Genomic DNA, 14,913 nt, shown 5'->3' with positions numbered 1-14,913 from the left:
GCACAGCTCCGGCGAGCTGCTGTTCCGCCGCTACGCGCCGTTCGTCCCCAACGCCGTGGGCGATGATGGCGCGGCGTTCGAGGGGATGATGGCGCAGGTGCGGGCGAGGCGGGCAGCGTAAGAGTCGTGGCAGTCTGCGAGATCGCGGGAGGCGATCAGCCAGAGGGTTGGCAGCGTTTTGAATATGTGCGAATTTAATGGCTATGGGCCATCAAAAAACGCAACGACTAAAACCGATGCTGGATAGAGTGCCACCGGGTCTCTTGGTGGATACGCAGTGGCTCAAGGGCCAGGGCGTCGACGCCAAGTCGATCCACAACTACGTGGCTCGGGGCTGGCTGGAGCGGGTCGTATGGAGTGTTTACCGCAGGCCCCTGCCAACAGGAGCTAGATCGCTTTCAGCGCTCTCTTGGGAGAGTGTGCTTCTTTCTTTGCAGTGGATCATGAAATATGACGTGCATCTAGGTGGGGTGAGCGCGCTCGACCTCGCCGGTTATGCCCACCATCTGCCCCTCGGTGGAACGCCACCAATTCATCTCTACGGTGGTGTGCCTACCTGGCTGAAGCGACTGCCAAGCAATGCGAGGTTTGTCGTACACCGACGCAATATCTTCGGTGATAACCACTTAGGCATAATGGATTCAGACCGGCGCACCGAGGCGGGTTCCCAGGCCGTGAGCATCTGGCCTTACCCTCTGCGGGTATCGTCCCCTGAGCGAGGCATCCTCGAGGCGCTTGATGAAGTAACCGACAGATCCGGCTTCGAGCCCCTCGATAAAAGGTTCGAGAGCCTGACGATGCTTCGACCCCGGGTGCTGATGGCACTGCTAACGGCCTGTCGTAGCGTGAAGGTGCGGCGACTGTTTTTTGTGTTCGCAGATCGCCATGGGCACGCGTGGCGTAAGCACCTGGATGCCGGGAAAATTGGTTTTGGATCCGGACCACGGGCGCTCGTCGAGGGCGGCAGGTTGCACCCGACATATCGCATTTATGTGCCGGACGACTTCATACCGAGGAGCGAATCGGAGGCCGACGCGGGTGCTTGAGCGATATCTGAATCAGACCCGGCTGCTGCTGCGCGTCCTGTCAGATATCGCTGGTGAGGAGGTCTTTGCCTTAAAAGGTGGGACAGCCATCAACTTGTTCTATCGCGATATGCCGCGCCTGTCGGTTGATATCGACTTGGTGTACCTGCCGGTTCGCGAACGTGACGCCTCGCTTCGAGACATCAATGAGGCTTTTGATCGCATCAAGATGGCGGTCACCAAGCGCAATCCCCAAATTCATGCCCGGCGGATTGCCGGCGGTGGCAGCAATGACACCCGCATCGCGATTAGCGAAGGGCAAGCCCAGATCAAAGTTGAAACATCTCCAGTAGCCCGTGGTGTGGTCCATCCGCCGATGAGGCGGGTGGCATCGGATGCGGTGATCGAGGAATTTGGCTTTGCCGAGATGAACGTGGTTGCGTTCGAGGATCTCTATGGCGGCAAGCTTCATGCCGCTCTCGATCGCCAGCATCCGCGTGATCTCTTCGATGTAAAGCTGTTATACGAGAACGAGGGGCTCTCGGAGGATTTATTTCGGACGTTTATGATCTACGCGGCCAGTTCCGGCCGCCCCCTACATGAGCTTTTGGCGCCCACGGCATTGCTCGACGACGGACTGTACACCAGTGAATTTGTTGGCATGACGCGACAGCCAGTCCAAAAAGATGAGCTGATCGAGACCGGGGCCAAGCTTTATACGGATATCCGGCAACGGTTGACAGGCGATATCGCCACTTTTCTGCTATCGCTTCACGACGCCTCGCCTGAATTTGGCCTCGTTGGATTGTCAGAAGCCGTCAACCTACCTGCTATCCGATGGAAGCTTAAGAACCTAAAGCGGCTGAAAGACGAAAACCCAGCCAAGCATGCAGCGCAGCGCGAGGCGCTGGGAGAGCTGCTTAGTTGATTCACCATGACCCGGCACACCGCAGCCGTCCTGCATCTCGCCGCCGGGGAGAACCCAATCTTCATCTCCCGGCTACTTGGACACAGCTCCGGCGAGCTGCTGTTCCGCCGCTACGCGCCGTTCGTCCCCAACGCCGTGGGCGGCGAGGGGGAGGCGTTCGAGGGGATGATGGCGCGGGTGCGGGCGAGGCGGGCGGCGTGATGGTCGTGGCAGTCTGTGAGATCGCGGGAGGCGATCAGTGCTCAGGGTGCGGGCATGTGCGCGCCGCCGGGCCACTTAGCACTCGTCGGTGGCAATGCTCCGAGTGCGGGACGGAGCACGATCGCGATATCAACGCCGCGGTCACGCGGCCCTTGCACACGCCCGATACACACGGCGTGTACACACGCATCGGCCACACGTTGGATGTGGTGCGCCGATGCATCGGAATCGTGTGCAGTGTGCGCAAACCACTGATGACACTGTTGATGTCGTTAATTGACACCAAACGCCACTCTACTCAATCTAGATAGAAAATCTAGCCAATTCAAAGGACGGTCTGTGATGGCGGAAAAAACCTGGTCGCTCTACGAGGCGAAAAATCGCTTCAGCGCTGTGGTTGAGGCATCGATGACCGGTGAGGCGCAGTGGGTCACCCGCCGCGGCGAGCGCGTGAGCGTGGTTATCTCGGCGCAGGAGTACGAGCGGCTGACGGCTATTGAGAAAGGGTCAGCCCCCGGGTTTGCGAGCCTGTTGCTCGCCATGCCGCAGGACGATGGGGAGTTCGAGCGTCTGCCGCTGCAACCGCGGGATGTTGAGCTTTAATGTTCCTGCTGGACACCGTGATTCTGTCGGAGACGCGCAAGCGTCATCGTGACCCGGGTGTGGTGACGTGGCTGTCGCAGCAACGCGATGCTGATCTCTACCTGAGTGTTGTCACCATTGGCGAAATCGAGCGGGGCATTGCCCAGCAGCAGACGCGCAACCCCGACTTTGCCCAGACATTGAGTCAGTGGCTGGACCGTGTGCTCACGCTCTATGACGATCGCATCTTGCCGGTGGATACCGCGACGGCAAGGCGCTGGGGTGAGCTCTCGGCCGCGCATGGAAATAGTGGGGCGGATCTGTTGATTGCGGCGAGCGCCCTGACGCGTGGCCTAACCGTCGTCACCCGCAACGAGCGGCACTTCCGCCCGACGGGGGTCGATGTCTGCAATCCCTTAGTCGAGCGCTGACTTCGGATTCAGCGGGCGGATTGGCCATGGGAGCCTGCCCATCTGGCAGGACAGGATTTTCTGATGCTGGATTTTTATTCCGGTGCGCATGCGCAGGTATCTGGCGCTCAGTTGATGTGGCGTGCCGATGTTGTGCAGTGCGCCCCGAATACCGTTAATTCACGCCTGACCTCCACCTTGGTGGAGTTCTACCCCACCACCGCAGACGGTTTCGTTAAGCGTTGTTTCTGATCCATTGGTTGCTCAACCCGCCGACGCATTCTCGGGTTGTGGAATCGCTCAATGCGATACTTTCCACAGGCCCGCTTGATTGCGCCCCGGGCGTGGGATATAACCCACGTTCGGGGTGGTATTTCCTAACCCTTGCAATTCCCAAGCGCGGAGTTCCCTGATCACATGAAAACTCAATCCCTGCTCCTTCGTCTCTTCGTCGGGCTTACGATGTTTCTTGCCAGTGCGGCATTGCTGCATGCCCAGACCCTTGAAGTGAGCCCGAGTGAGATCTCCGCGATCCAGGGCGGTGACCGCGCGGCGGTTAAGGAGGTCCTCCGCCGCAATGGGGTCGACCTCAACGATCCGCAGGCCGTGCGGCAGGCGGTGGGCTCGCTGGTGGAGTCGGCCTCTGCCGGGGTGGATGCGGCGGGTGCCGCGCAGGCGCTGGAGGCTATCTCCTCCACGGTGGTGGGAGGCGCAGTCGAAGCGGCGGCGGAGACCGGTGGGGATGTCGGCTCGGCGGCGGAAGCGGCATCGGCCGGGGCCACAGGAAGCTCCGTGGCGGTTGCTCTCAGCGTCGGAGCCGATCCCGGAGAGGCCGCGGAAGCGGCCTCGCGCGGGGGTACCCGGGGCGCTTCGGACTCCGCGGGATCCGCAGATGTAAACGGCGACGGCACCGCCGATAGCCGCGATCGCGATGAGGTGGTCAGCCGCACTTCCCGAGGGTCCTCGGAAGGAGCCGTGGAGGCGTCGGTGCGCATGGGGGTCGATCCCTCTGCGGTGGCCGAGCGATCGGCGGCGGGCTCGAGCCGAGCGGCGGTGGAAGGTGCGGTGGCCACTGGCGGTCCGGTGGGTAATGCGGTCCGCGCGGCGGCGCGCGGGTCGGTGCAGGGCGCCTCGCGGGGGGCGACGGCTTTCGGTCTCAATTCCGCCTCTCGGGACCAACTCATCCGCAGTGCCTCCACCGGTTCCTCCGAGTCCGCGATCATGAGCGCGGCGGAGCTGGGAGCCGATGCGCTCGAAGCCAGCCGCGCTTCCTCGTCCGGGGCGGTCTCGGGCGCGGTGGAAGAAGCCGCGGCGGCGGGCCAGGATGCGCAGGCCGCAGTCTCTGCCGCAGCCGCGGGCGCAGGTGCCGGTGCGACCCGTGGCTCTGAGGCAGCCGGTCTTTCCGCAGAGGAGACGGCCCAAGCCACGGAACAGGGCGCGGTGGAGGGTGCGGAGGAAGGCGCGGCCGCCACGGGGGAGGATGCCGCTTCCCTCGCCGACGCAGCCGCCGAGGGCACGTTCGAGGGGGTGATGGAATCGGAACCCGAATCGGAACCGCTGCCCGTCGATCCGCCGGATGTGGATGATGGACCGACTGACCCGCCCAGTCCGTCATAATTAGAGGTGTCGGAGGTAGTCCTGTCACGCGGCCCGTGCACACGCCCGATACACACGCCCGATACACACGCCCTGCGCACACGCATCGGCCACACGATTTGTGTGGCTCACCAATGCATAGAAATCGTGTGCAGTGCGCCCAAAACACCGATGAACGCGGCCCGAGCTCCGGTGATTGCCGCGCTGCGTGTGCGGGGGGCAAGATGCCGATGCAGACACAGGGTTTGCAAACAAGGCGCAAATAGTGATTGCTTAGGCTCTTCGGCGTACTTCGCCTTGCATCTGACCGACAAACCCTTACACTCCAAAAGCAATGCAGGGTTGAGGGATGCCTCCATGAGAAACGGATTGCTCGTTGCAGGACTGGTCCTTGTGCTGATTGCGCCATTCGCAATGGCTGATCAGGCGGCAGTGGATCGACTTCGGGCAGCCGGTTTCCCGTTGACCGCTGAGGCCGAGGCACAGCTACTAGCCGCGTCTGCCGAGGACAGCGCTGGCCTCCTCCCCGGCATTGTTGATCAGGCGGTCCGCGCCAATCCCGCGGCGGCCGCCGATATCGTGCGCAGTGCCGTCACCGCCGAGCCCACGCAGGCCGCGCAGGTCACCTCTGCGGCGGTGGTCGCCTCGCCCGAGCAGGCCGCGGCCGTTACATCCGCCGCTGTCGAGGCTTCGCCCGAATCCGCCGCCGATGTGACCCGTGCGGCGGTGAGTACTGCACCGGAGGCAGCGGTCGACATCACCCGCGCCGCGGTCACCGCGTCGCCGGAGTCAGCCGCGGCGGTCACGGCGGCCGCGATTGAAACCGCGCCTGAGTCGGCTCAGCAGATCACGGCGGCTGCGGTGGAGGCGGCACCGGATCAGGCGGATAGCGTCGAAGCCGCGGCGGCCGATGCAGAGGCCGAGATCGAGGCGCAGGCGGAAGCGGATAGCAGCCCGGACGTGGACGACACTGAAGACGGGACCGCAAGCCCGAACTGATCACTGATCACCGACCGCAAGGAGTTGCCGCAATGAGGTTTACGAAGAAAACCTCGGCACTCGTGATGGCCGCCACACTTGGTGTCGCCACAGAGGCAGCGAACGCTATTGATCCCATGCCGGTCAACCAGAACGGACCTTTCGAGTTCATCCCCACGCTGAAGATCAGTCAGGGATATGACGATAACGTGGATGCGTCACAGGACGGCGACGAGCGCAGCTCCAACGTCACCAAGGTTGCGCCGACATTCCTCCTGCGTGCGCAGGAGCGGGCCAACCGCTACCAGCTCCGTTATACCCCCACGTTTCAGCGCTACAGTCGCGACAGTGATGACAATCGCGTCAACCACCTCGCAAGCGCGAACAGTCGCCTCACCCTCGACGCCCGCAATCGCGTCAATCTGGGGCTGAACGCCCGCCGGAATCAATCAACGCCGGACAATGAGCCAGACAGTGAGGGTGCCAGTCTTGAGGGGGACATCAACGAGCGTTACACCCTCGACGGCACCTACACCTTCGGCGCACGTGGCGCCACGGGCCGGATCGAGCTCGATGGCAGTTATGTCTGGAATCGCTACGCCAACAACCTTGGGAAGGATTCCAACAATAACCGGTCCAAGGAATACAACAGTCCGCGCGCCGGCGCCACGTTCCTCTGGCGCGTCGCACCCCGCACGCAGCTACTGATCGAGGGTCGCTATGCGGACTTCGATTACACCTGGTCGGGCAGTGGCCTGGACAGCACCAACCTGAGTGCTCTTGTCGGCGCCCGCTGGCAGGCCACCGCCAAAACCTCGGGCAGCGTCCGTGTGGGTCAGGAAGAAAAGGACTTTGACGACGCGGGACAGGAGGATACCAGCGCTACCCGCTGGCAGGCGCAGGTGAACTGGCGGCCGGCGGCGCATTCGCGGTTGCGCCTCAATACTGCGAATTCGCTCAACGAGGGCAGCGCCACCGAGGATGCCATCGAGCAGACCACCTACGGGCTGAGCTGGAATTACGACTGGGACGGGCAGGTCAGCAGTAACGTTGCGTACCGCTTTCGTGACCAGGACTACATTGGCGATGACGACGGTCGTAACGATGAGCTGCACACCGTCTCGGTGGGCGTAAGCTATAGTTTTCGGCGTTGGTTCGATATTGGGATCGAGACCCGTTTCCAGGACAATGACTCTACCGATAAATTCGAGAGTTATGATCGGAACACCTACTTCCTCACTGCGACGCTCAGCCTGTAAGTTATCGAGTGAGAGAAAATATTTTAATCGCGTGAGGAGACCGCCACTGCCATGCCGCTGATCCGTTTACTGGGCCTTGTGCTGCTGCTCACGGGGGCATCCATCGCAAACGCTCAGAACGCCGAAGTGGCCGAGCGCTATCGGTTGGGCTCCGGGGATGTCATCAGCATCAGCGTTTTTGGCGAGGAAGATCTCAGCTTTGAGCGGATCCGGCTGAGTGATGCCGCTACGGTCCCGTATCCGTTTTTAGGCGAGGTGCGGGCCAAGGGGCGCACGCCGAGCGAGCTTGAAGACCTCATCACCGAGGGGCTCAAGGATGGTTACCTGATCAACCCCCGGGTGACGGTCAATGTGCTCGACTACCGCCAGTTCTATGTCAACGGTGCGGTGGAGTCGCCGGGTGGGTATGCGTTTCAGCCCGGCATGACCGTGCGCAAGGCGATCGCGCTCGCCGGCGGCCGTACCGATCGCGCGTCCAACACCAAGATGTTCGTCAACCGTGACGACGAGGCAGAGGGCGATGAACGCCGGGTCTCCATCGACGAGCGGCTCCAACCCGGCGACATCCTGACCATCGAAGAGAGCTTTTTCTGATCATGGTAGGCGATCACATGGACCCAGGCGAAACACCGCGGAATCGGGCATCCGAGTATGAGGATGAGTCGATCGACCTCCGCAAGCTCTGGGTCACGCTCATGCGCCACAAGTGGGGCATCATTACGCTACCGCTGCTGGTGGCGATGCTGGTCTACCTGTACGTCTCGACACTCACGCCGATTTACCGTGGTACCAGTACGCTGTTGATCGAACCCGATACCGGCAATGTGGTGGGCATCCAGGGTGTGGACTCCATGTCTGCCAGCCGTGAGTACCTTCAGACGCAATTTGAGTTGCTTAAATCGAGGCGTTTGGTCGCCGACGTGGTCGACCAGCTTGATTTGGCTGACCACCCGGAGTTCGATCCTTCCCAGCAGGATGCTGGCCTGATCGATACGGCGGCGCTGACCGACTGGCGGGGTTGGGTGACCGCGCTGGGCCTGGACGACTTCGTCCCGGTTGCCGAGCCGGGTGATGACAATGCGGGTCCGTCAACTGCTGAGCAGCGTCGACAGCGAGCCATCGGCGGTCTACTCGGTCGTATCTCTGTAGCGCCCCGCCGGAATACGCATCTCGTGGATATTTCGGTTGAGATGTCTGATCCCGTGGCGGCCGCCGAGGCTGCCACCGCGGTGGCGACCACTTACATCGAGCGCCAGCTCCAGGCGCGGCTCGATATGACCGAGCAGGCGACGGGCTGGATGAGCAATCGCATGGCTGACCTTAAAGATCAGCTTGATGCCTCCGAACGCCGTCTGCAGGCCTATGTCGAGGAGCAGGATCTGGTCGACATGGACGGTGTCACGACCGTTGAGGCCTCAGAGCTATCACAGCTTAACAGTCGGCTGGTGGACGCCCGCCAGGACTTCGCCCGCGCCGAGAATCAGTACCAGCAGATCGCCGGCGTTACCGAGGCGAACTGGCGCGAGCAGGCCACTGTGCCGGTGGTGCGCAGCAACTCCCTGGTCTCTGAAGCGCTGTCCGCTGAATCCGCCGCCCGCGCGAAGGTCGATGAGCTCTCCCAGCGCTACGGCCCGCGCCATCCGACCATGATCGAGGCACAGGACGAGCTCAACGCCGCCACGGAGACGCTGCGCAGTCAGGTCGAGCAGGTCGTGGCGAGCATCCAGCAGGACTACGAACTGGCGCGCACCAATCTACGCTCGCTCGAGAGCGCCTTCGATGACAACCGCGAGGCCATCCGTGAGGTTCAGCAGAAGGAGTTCCGCTTTCGCGAGCTTGAGCGCGAGGTGGAGACCAACCGCACGCTCTACAACACCTTCCTCAACCGCCTGAAAGAGACCACCGCGACGGCGGATGTAGAGGATCCGAACGCCAGAGTGATTGAAAATGCCACCGTCTCTGGTGCACCGGTCAAGCCCCAGAAGAGCCGAAATGCCCTGATCGCCGGCGTGCTCGCGTTCATGGCGGCCATCGGCCTCGCGCTGTTGCGCGAGCAGTTCGACAACCGCATCCGCGGGAGCGCGGAGGTGGAGAGCAAGCTTGGAATGCCCATGCTGGGGCTTCTGCCGTTGCAGAAAAAAGTCAGCCACCGCAATCAGATCGCCCGGCTGTTCTCGCGGGACCGTGACAAGGGGTTTTCGGAGGCGGTGCGTACGATCCGCACCGGGGTGGTCCTATCTGGACTGGATAATCCGCATAAGATCATTGTTGTCACGTCGTCGGTGCCAGATGAGGGCAAGACTTCGCTCGCTTCCAACCTCGCTGCATCGCTGGGGCAGATGGAGCGCGTCCTGCTGCTGGAGGCGGATATGCGCAGACCGAGTTTCCGCCGGATCTTCGAGTTTGATCAGGATCGTCCCGGGCTTGCCGATGTGACGGCGGGCAATGCGACCAGCGAGCAGGCCATTCAGTGCTTTGATGGCATCGACGTGATGGCCTGCGGCACGACGCCACCCAATCCGCTTGAGCTCGTCTCCAGTCAGCGGTTCACCGATCTGCTGGAAAAGCTCGACCAGCAGTACGATCGCATCGTCATCGACGCGCCGCCGGTGCAGGCGGTGAGTGATCCGCTCGTGCTCTCGACCCACGCCAACACCGTGATCTACATGGTCAAGTCCGATGCCACACCCGTGCCGCTGGTGCGCAAGGGGCTGGAGCGGCTGGCCGAAGTCAACGCCCCCATCGCTGGCATCGTGCTCGACCATGTCGATGTGAAGAAGTCCCGCAAATACGGCTATGGCTATGGTTACGGCGGCAAATACGGGGCTGAGGGCTATTACGACTACTATGGCTACAGCGGCCCCGGTCGGTCCTAGCGCGGCGTGGCCGTCGATCTTCACAACCACCTGCTGCCGGGCATCGATGATGGCGCCGAGGACATGGCCGAGGCGCTGGCGCTGGCACGGCTTGCCGTGGCCGACGGGGTCACGCACCTGCTGTGTACACCGCACATCCACCCCGGGCTTTATGAGAACACCGCCCATGGCATTGCCGCGACGCTCGATGCGTATCGCGCAGCACTCGCCGACGCCGGGATCGCACTGGCGGTGGCGGCTGCCGCGGAAGTGCGCTTCGGGCTTGAGGTGATGACCGGTGTCCAGCAGGGCACACTGCCGTTTCTGGGCGACTGGAAGGGGCAGTCGGTGCTGTTGCTCGAGTTCCCGCACACCGAAGTGCCCTTCGGGGCCGAACGCCTGACCGACTGGTTGATCCAGAACGGCGTGCGGCCGATGATCGCTCACCCGGAGCGCAACCGCGACATCATCAATGACGTCGGCCGGCTGGGCCCGTTTCTCTCGCAGGGCTGTCTCACCCAGGTCACCGCCAGCGCGCTGACCGGGCAGTTCGGGCCGGCCTCACAGCACCGCGCCGAGCAACTGGTCATCGACGGCCAGGCCACCTGCCTGGCCTCGGACGCGCACAACACCCGCAATCGTGTGCCCTGCCTGAGCCGGGGCACCGAGGCAGCGGCCGGACTGGTTGGCCGCGAGGCGGCGCAGACACTCAGCCAGGACAACCCCTGGCGGATTGTCGAGCGTGCCTTCGCCCCCGCCTGATTCACTCGGCGCCCGCGATGGTGACTGAACCTTCCTCTGCCCTGGCCTCGCGCGCCTCCCCCGGTGCGGCGCGTTGGCGAACCGGCGTGGCGTTGCTGCTGGCGGGGTTCGCGCTGGCGGTGCTTGGCGCGGCCCTGCTGCTGAGCGCGCTCAACGCCGCCAACGCGCAACGCTTTCTGGATGATTGGGGGCGGACCGGCCAGACTCCGGACCCGCGGGCGTTCGCCGCCGCGGAGGCGGCCGCCATCCGCGCGGTGCGCTTCTACCCCGGGGCGGCGGGTGAACACTGGGATCGTCTCGGTCGTGTGTATAGCTGGGCACACTGGCGGGCGCCGGTGGCTGATGGCGATTCGGCGATGCCAGGGCTGGCGGCGGCACATCTGCTTGAAAACCCGTTGGGCGAGCAGGCGGCGACCGACGTCGATGCCACCCGGCGGCGTGCCTTGGTGGCTTTTGAAAACGCCGTGCGTCACCGCCCGCTCTGGCCCTATGGTCAGGTCCGTCTGGCCGATGCCCAGCGCCGCGCCGGCGTTGACGGGGAGGCGTTGAGTCATCGGCTGCAACGCGCCTTTGCTCTGGGGCCCTGGCGCCCGGCGGTCAATCGCCGCATCGCCGCGATGGGGTTGCGCGGCTGGGACGCACTGACGCCGGCGGCCCGCGATGTCGTTCTGACCAATGCCCGCCGGGCCGTTCGCTACAGCGACGCCGATCGTCAGCATGTCATTGATGTCGCCCGGCAGACCGGTCATAGCGTGCTCATTGATGCGCTGGTGCTGCCATGACGCTTGAGCGCGCCGTGATTGCCGGGGTGTTGGCGCTGCTGGTCTGGCTGCCGCTGCCGCTGGCCAGCAACCGGCCCTGGTCGGCGGCGTTGCTGGTGATGGCGGTGGGCGGGCTGTTGCTGCTCTGGGGCCTGCAGGTGCTGCGCGACCGCTCCCCGCGGCGCTGGCGCGGCCTGCGTGCCGGTGGTGTCGGGCTGGCGCTGTTAATCGCCGCGCAGGCCTGGGTGGCGGTTCAGATCGCCACGGGGCTCACCCGCGATAGCGGCGCCAGCGTTGAGTATCTGGCCCTGGGGCTTGCCTACACGGGGTTGTTCGCCCTGCTGGTGGGAGTGTTCACCACGCGGAAGCGCCTGAACTGGCTGCTGGGTGTGTTGGTGGTGAGCGGGACGCTGCAGGCGTTCTACGGCGCGCTCATGGTGCTCACCGATCTGCAATGGCTGCAGATCGGCCCGGACAGTGGTGGGGTGGTGAGCGGGACCTTTGTCAATCGCAACCACCTCGCCGGCTATCTGGAGATGACGCTCGCCTGTGGCATCGGCCTGATGCTCGCGCTGCGCGAGGATCGTGACTTTCGCTGGCACCATCTGGCGGAGCTGCTGATCGGGCCCAAGGCCCGGATCCGTCTGGCGCTGATCATCATGGTGATCGCCCTGGTGATGAGCCACTCGCGCATGGGTAATACCGCGTTTTTCTCGAGCCTGATCGTGATGGGTGGGTTGTTCACGCTGGTGACGCCCACGCACCGAACGCGCAACGCGCTGATCCTTGTCAGTGTGCTGGTCATCGATGTGCTGGTGATCAGCCAGTGGTTCGGGCTGGAGGAACTCCAGCAGCGCTTGGCCGATACCCGGTTTGAGGACGAGGTGGCGCTGGTCGAGCAGGCCGATGGCGCCACCCGCGAGGTGGTGGTGCGGCGCGAGAACGTCGATCGCGACGATGTGGCGGTGTATGCCTGGCCGCAATTGCTTGAGCGCCCCTGGCAGGGCTATGGCGCAGGCAGTTTCGAGACCACTTTCCAGCGCTTTCCCGGCCGGGATGTGACCGGGCTGTTTGATCATGCCCACAACGACTTCCTGCAGTTCGCCATCGAGTATGGCGGGGTGGGTGTGCTGCCGCTGGCGGGGTTTGTGGTGTTTGCCTTCTACCGGGCGCTGACGCCGGTGTGGCAACGCCGCTCGCTGTATCGCAGCGGTGTGGGGGTGGGCGCTGCCATGGGCATCCTGGCGTTGATGATCCACTCGGCTGCCGATTTCAACCTGCAGATCCCGGCGAATGCGGCGACGTTTGTCACGCTGTGCGCGATTGCGGTGCTGGCCAATGCCCATCATCGCGGCAATCGCCGCCGCGCCCGGGTGGCCGGGGACGATGGATCGGCGTAGCGTCGGCGGCTGGTTGGTTGCAAGGAGGGGTCATGCCCGCATGGCTGTTACTGGTGGGCGCGGTCACCATGGAGGTGATCGGCACCACGGCGCTCAAGTTATCCGACGGTTTTTCACGCCTTTGGCCGAGCCTCATTGTGGTGGCGGGCTATGGGCTTGCGTTCATTGCGCTGGGGCTGGTGCTCAAGCGCATGGAGGTGAGCGTGGCCTATGCGGTGTGGGCCGGGCTTGGCACCGCGTTGGTGGCCCTGGTGGGGGTTTTCTTTTTTGGTGAGGCGATGAGCTGGGTCAAGGCCGGCAGCCTGCTGCTGATCATTCTGGGGCTGGTGGGGTTGAATCTGGCCGGTTGAGGTGGAATATCTCAGGGGCAGGACATCGATGGTTTGGGTTTGAGCTTGGGCTTGGGCTTGGGCTTGGGCCGCCGCGGTGTTAAATTGGAATGGTTTCAAACAGCACGTCAGGATGACGGAATAAGGAGGTCAACATGGCCACACCGGCAATCAATATCGGGATCGAGGAAAGCGCCCGCGTCGAGATCGCGGAGGGGGTCAGTCGTGTGCTGGCCGACAGCTATTCGCTGTACCTGAAAACCCATAACTTCCACTGGAACGTGACCGGGCCGATGTTCAACTCCCTGCATAATATGTTCGAGGAGCAGTACACCGAGCTTGCCACGGCGGTGGATGACATTGCTGAGCGCATCCGCGCACTGGGGGCCCGCGCGCCGGGTAGCTACAGTGAGTATGCAAAGCTGACCTCCATCCCCGAGGAGAGCAGCACGCCGGATGCCCAGGAGATGATCCGTCAGTTGGTCACGGGTCATGAGATCGTCGCCCGCACGGCGCGCGAGGTGTTTGCGACGGCGGATGAGGCGCATGACGAGCCGACCGCCGATCTGCTGACCGAGCGCATGCAGCTTCACGAGAAGACGGCGTGGATGCTGCGCAGCATGCTGGAGTGATCGTGCGGTCTGGATAGCGGATACGGCGTTGCTCGCCGTCGCGGCCGGGGGTGGATGCGTCTGCCCCCGGCCGTTTTTTTTGTGGAAGGCGCGTTGTCATCCTCTTTCTTGCCGCGTGAACACGCGCGCAACACACGGGCTATCCACACGCCTCATCCACACGCCTGGTCCACATCGCGAGGATGTGGGTGCGGCATACACACGCGGCAGCGGCGCGCCTAAATGCCGCCGAACACAAAGTCGATGGCGCGCATGATCTGCTGCGTCTCGCCGGTGAGGGATCCCGCCGGTTTGCCGAGCGCGTTATCCGATACCGTCATGAGCCGATCGACCACCACGACGAAACGGCTGCCGGGCGAGCACTCGAGCGCAACGATCGGGTGGGCTTCCTGCAGCGGGCGTTCGAAATGGGCCGTGGGCACGAGCGGCGCGACAATCGCCCGGCCGAGGGGTTGGAGCAGGGCGTTCTGCAGGCTGACCAGAAACGGTGCCCGCGAGTCGATGCGGAGCTTGTCGGCGCGGTATACCGGGTAGGTCGTCGAGGCGAGCTGGCTGCTCAGCCGTCGATCCACCGATTCCTTGAGAATCGGCACACGATCGATCATCGCCCGGACCCACTCGTCGGTCAGAAAGTCGTCATGACCGTGATGACCATCTGCGCCATCGGTGCCGTTAGCGTCGTCGATATCGTCGATATTGATGAAGGGTATTGGCCTGGTCGGCCGATTGTTCCGGGCGCTCGGGGGGTCAACGCGATTCTCAATCAGGGCGCGGCGATTGCGCTTGAGCCAGGTACGGCAGCGGAGTGCATGCAGTGATTCACGCAGATGATCCTCAAAGAATCCCGAGAGGTTCATCTCCAGCGCCCGGGCCTCGTCGAGGAGATCGGGATCGATGCTGACATTGATGCGCCTTTTCTGAAGCGGCATACGGGGTGTTCGAGTACCGAGAACCATGTCTTCGTCTGCCTGGTTAGTGTGTATGGGGCATGTGTATCGGACGTGTGTATTCAGCGTGTGCGCGGGCCGCGGAAGACAGTTAACAACGCGCTCCTTCGATATCACCGCCCGCGACGCCAGACGGTCCCCACCACCCGATGGCCGGCCTTTATTCCATCCCACGCTTTCCTTATCACCACATATTCCAGACGCCTGCGCTCAAACGCGTTAGAGTTTTGGGGTATAACGCGATCTGA

The 14,913-nt window shown here is 63.3% G+C and carries 18 protein-coding genes; 17 read left to right on the top strand and 1 reads right to left on the bottom strand.

Annotated features, from left to right (window positions below; all coding sequences use genetic code 11):
- Positions 1–197 precede the first annotated feature (197 nt).
- From FPL11_RS06355 to FPL11_RS06280, 17 genes are all read left to right on the top strand, one after another.
- Complete coding sequence (locus FPL11_RS06355) at positions 198–1,046, top strand: type IV toxin-antitoxin system AbiEi family antitoxin domain-containing protein (protein ID WP_342781669.1); 849 nt, start codon at positions 198–200, stop codon at positions 1,044–1,046.
- Positions 1,039–1,953 (top strand): nucleotidyl transferase AbiEii/AbiGii toxin family protein, encoded by a 915-nt coding sequence (locus FPL11_RS06350; protein ID WP_235013432.1) that lies wholly within the window; start codon positions 1,039–1,041, stop codon positions 1,951–1,953. Before FPL11_RS06355 ends, FPL11_RS06350 begins: the two co-directional genes overlap by 8 nt.
- Positions 1,954–1,959: 6 nt before the next feature.
- A complete protein-coding gene (locus FPL11_RS06345; RefSeq protein WP_144347875.1) occupies positions 1,960–2,154 on the top strand; it encodes a site-specific integrase in 195 nt (64 codons plus the stop codon).
- Positions 2,154–2,465, top strand: coding sequence for a zinc ribbon domain-containing protein (locus FPL11_RS10285; protein ID WP_412549233.1), 312 nt, complete (start codon positions 2,154–2,156; stop codon positions 2,463–2,465). The genes FPL11_RS06345 and FPL11_RS10285 overlap by 1 nt, the downstream gene beginning before the upstream one ends.
- A gap of 31 nt (positions 2,466–2,496) precedes the next feature.
- The gene (locus FPL11_RS06335) at positions 2,497–2,757 is read left to right on the top strand and encodes a type II toxin-antitoxin system prevent-host-death family antitoxin (RefSeq protein ID WP_144347873.1); all 261 of its coding nucleotides are present in this window, start codon (positions 2,497–2,499) and stop codon (positions 2,755–2,757) included.
- Positions 2,757–3,167, top strand: coding sequence for a type II toxin-antitoxin system VapC family toxin (locus FPL11_RS06330; RefSeq protein WP_144347872.1), 411 nt, complete (start codon positions 2,757–2,759; stop codon positions 3,165–3,167). The genes FPL11_RS06335 and FPL11_RS06330 overlap by 1 nt, the downstream gene beginning before the upstream one ends.
- Positions 3,168–3,230: 63 nt before the next feature.
- Positions 3,231–3,398: a hypothetical protein gene (locus FPL11_RS10095; RefSeq protein WP_159308440.1), complete on the top strand. Its 168-nt coding sequence runs from the start codon at positions 3,231–3,233 to the stop codon at positions 3,396–3,398.
- Between the two features lie 165 nt (positions 3,399–3,563).
- Positions 3,564–4,763 (top strand): hypothetical protein, encoded by a 1,200-nt coding sequence (locus tag FPL11_RS06325; RefSeq protein WP_144347871.1) that lies wholly within the window; start codon positions 3,564–3,566, stop codon positions 4,761–4,763.
- 393 nt (positions 4,764–5,156) lie between these two features.
- Positions 5,157–5,741 carry a hypothetical protein gene (locus FPL11_RS06320; protein ID WP_144347870.1) on the top strand — a complete coding sequence of 195 codons (585 nt, stop codon included), beginning with the start codon at positions 5,157–5,159 and terminating at the stop codon, positions 5,739–5,741.
- A 32-nt stretch (positions 5,742–5,773) separates the two neighbouring features.
- Positions 5,774–6,979 carry an outer membrane beta-barrel protein gene (locus FPL11_RS06315; protein WP_144347869.1) on the top strand — a complete coding sequence of 402 codons (1,206 nt, stop codon included), beginning with the start codon at positions 5,774–5,776 and terminating at the stop codon, positions 6,977–6,979.
- 51 nt (positions 6,980–7,030) lie between these two features.
- Positions 7,031–7,573 (top strand): polysaccharide biosynthesis/export family protein, encoded by a 543-nt coding sequence (locus FPL11_RS06310; RefSeq protein ID WP_144347868.1) that lies wholly within the window; start codon positions 7,031–7,033, stop codon positions 7,571–7,573.
- Between the two features lie 17 nt (positions 7,574–7,590).
- Positions 7,591–9,855 carry a GumC family protein gene (locus FPL11_RS06305; protein ID WP_200833572.1) on the top strand — a complete coding sequence of 755 codons (2,265 nt, stop codon included), beginning with the start codon at positions 7,591–7,593 and terminating at the stop codon, positions 9,853–9,855.
- Positions 9,856–9,861: 6 nt separating this feature from the next.
- Positions 9,862–10,596, top strand: coding sequence for a tyrosine-protein phosphatase (locus FPL11_RS06300; protein WP_200833573.1), 735 nt, complete (start codon positions 9,862–9,864; stop codon positions 10,594–10,596).
- A 17-nt stretch (positions 10,597–10,613) separates the two neighbouring features.
- Positions 10,614–11,378 (top strand): hypothetical protein, encoded by a 765-nt coding sequence (locus FPL11_RS06295; protein WP_144347866.1) that lies wholly within the window; start codon positions 10,614–10,616, stop codon positions 11,376–11,378.
- Positions 11,375–12,757 carry an O-antigen ligase family protein gene (locus FPL11_RS06290; protein ID WP_144347865.1) on the top strand — a complete coding sequence of 461 codons (1,383 nt, stop codon included), beginning with the start codon at positions 11,375–11,377 and terminating at the stop codon, positions 12,755–12,757. Before FPL11_RS06295 ends, FPL11_RS06290 begins: the two co-directional genes overlap by 4 nt.
- Positions 12,758–12,789: 32 nt before the next feature.
- A complete protein-coding gene (locus FPL11_RS06285) occupies positions 12,790–13,107 on the top strand; it encodes a DMT family transporter (protein ID WP_110882502.1) in 318 nt (105 codons plus the stop codon).
- A 134-nt stretch (positions 13,108–13,241) separates the two neighbouring features.
- A complete protein-coding gene (locus tag FPL11_RS06280; RefSeq protein ID WP_144347864.1) occupies positions 13,242–13,718 on the top strand; it encodes a Dps family protein in 477 nt (158 codons plus the stop codon).
- A gap of 218 nt (positions 13,719–13,936) precedes the next feature.
- Here FPL11_RS06280 and FPL11_RS10090 read toward each other — a convergent pair whose 3' ends face one another.
- On the bottom strand, positions 13,937–14,647 hold the full coding sequence (locus FPL11_RS10090; RefSeq protein ID WP_159308441.1) for a CcdB family protein: 711 nt from the start codon (positions 14,645–14,647) through the stop codon (positions 13,937–13,939).
- Between the last annotated feature and the right edge of the window lie 266 nt (positions 14,648–14,913).

The organism is Spiribacter aquaticus (assembly GCF_007625215.1).
GTDB lineage: Bacteria > Pseudomonadota > Gammaproteobacteria > Nitrococcales > Nitrococcaceae > Spiribacter > Spiribacter roseus.
Note: the sequence above shows the minus strand (reverse complement) of the source record. Positions and strands in the feature narration are given on the sequence as shown.

What these genes read in the sequence shown, in the direction of transcription:
- FPL11_RS06320 (WP_144347870.1), top strand. Translation starts at nt 5,157, where the DNA reads ATGGCTGATCAGGCGGCAGTGGATCGACTTCGGGCAGCCGGTTTCCCG.
- FPL11_RS06315 (WP_144347869.1), top strand. Translation starts at nt 5,774, where the DNA reads ATGAGGTTTACGAAGAAAACCTCGGCACTCGTGATGGCCGCCACACTT.
- FPL11_RS10090 (WP_159308441.1), bottom strand. Translation starts at nt 14,647, where the DNA reads ATGCCGCTTCAGAAAAGGCGCATCAATGTCAGCATCGATCCCGATCTC.
- FPL11_RS06335 (WP_144347873.1), top strand. Translation starts at nt 2,497, where the DNA reads ATGGCGGAAAAAACCTGGTCGCTCTACGAGGCGAAAAATCGCTTCAGC.
- FPL11_RS06305 (WP_200833572.1), top strand. Translation starts at nt 7,591, where the DNA reads ATGGACCCAGGCGAAACACCGCGGAATCGGGCATCCGAGTATGAGGAT.
- FPL11_RS06355 (WP_342781669.1), top strand. Translation starts at nt 198, where the DNA reads ATGGCTATGGGCCATCAAAAAACGCAACGACTAAAACCGATGCTGGAT.
- FPL11_RS06295 (WP_144347866.1), top strand. Translation starts at nt 10,614, where the DNA reads ATGGTGACTGAACCTTCCTCTGCCCTGGCCTCGCGCGCCTCCCCCGGT.
- FPL11_RS06310 (WP_144347868.1), top strand. Translation starts at nt 7,031, where the DNA reads ATGCCGCTGATCCGTTTACTGGGCCTTGTGCTGCTGCTCACGGGGGCA.
- FPL11_RS06345 (WP_144347875.1), top strand. Translation starts at nt 1,960, where the DNA reads ATGACCCGGCACACCGCAGCCGTCCTGCATCTCGCCGCCGGGGAGAAC.
- FPL11_RS06330 (WP_144347872.1), top strand. Translation starts at nt 2,757, where the DNA reads ATGTTCCTGCTGGACACCGTGATTCTGTCGGAGACGCGCAAGCGTCAT.
- FPL11_RS10285 (WP_412549233.1), top strand. Translation starts at nt 2,154, where the DNA reads ATGGTCGTGGCAGTCTGTGAGATCGCGGGAGGCGATCAGTGCTCAGGG.
- FPL11_RS06290 (WP_144347865.1), top strand. Translation starts at nt 11,375, where the DNA reads ATGACGCTTGAGCGCGCCGTGATTGCCGGGGTGTTGGCGCTGCTGGTC.
- FPL11_RS10095 (WP_159308440.1), top strand. Translation starts at nt 3,231, where the DNA reads ATGCTGGATTTTTATTCCGGTGCGCATGCGCAGGTATCTGGCGCTCAG.
- FPL11_RS06285 (WP_110882502.1), top strand. Translation starts at nt 12,790, where the DNA reads ATGCCCGCATGGCTGTTACTGGTGGGCGCGGTCACCATGGAGGTGATC.
- FPL11_RS06280 (WP_144347864.1), top strand. Translation starts at nt 13,242, where the DNA reads ATGGCCACACCGGCAATCAATATCGGGATCGAGGAAAGCGCCCGCGTC.
- FPL11_RS06325 (WP_144347871.1), top strand. Translation starts at nt 3,564, where the DNA reads ATGAAAACTCAATCCCTGCTCCTTCGTCTCTTCGTCGGGCTTACGATG.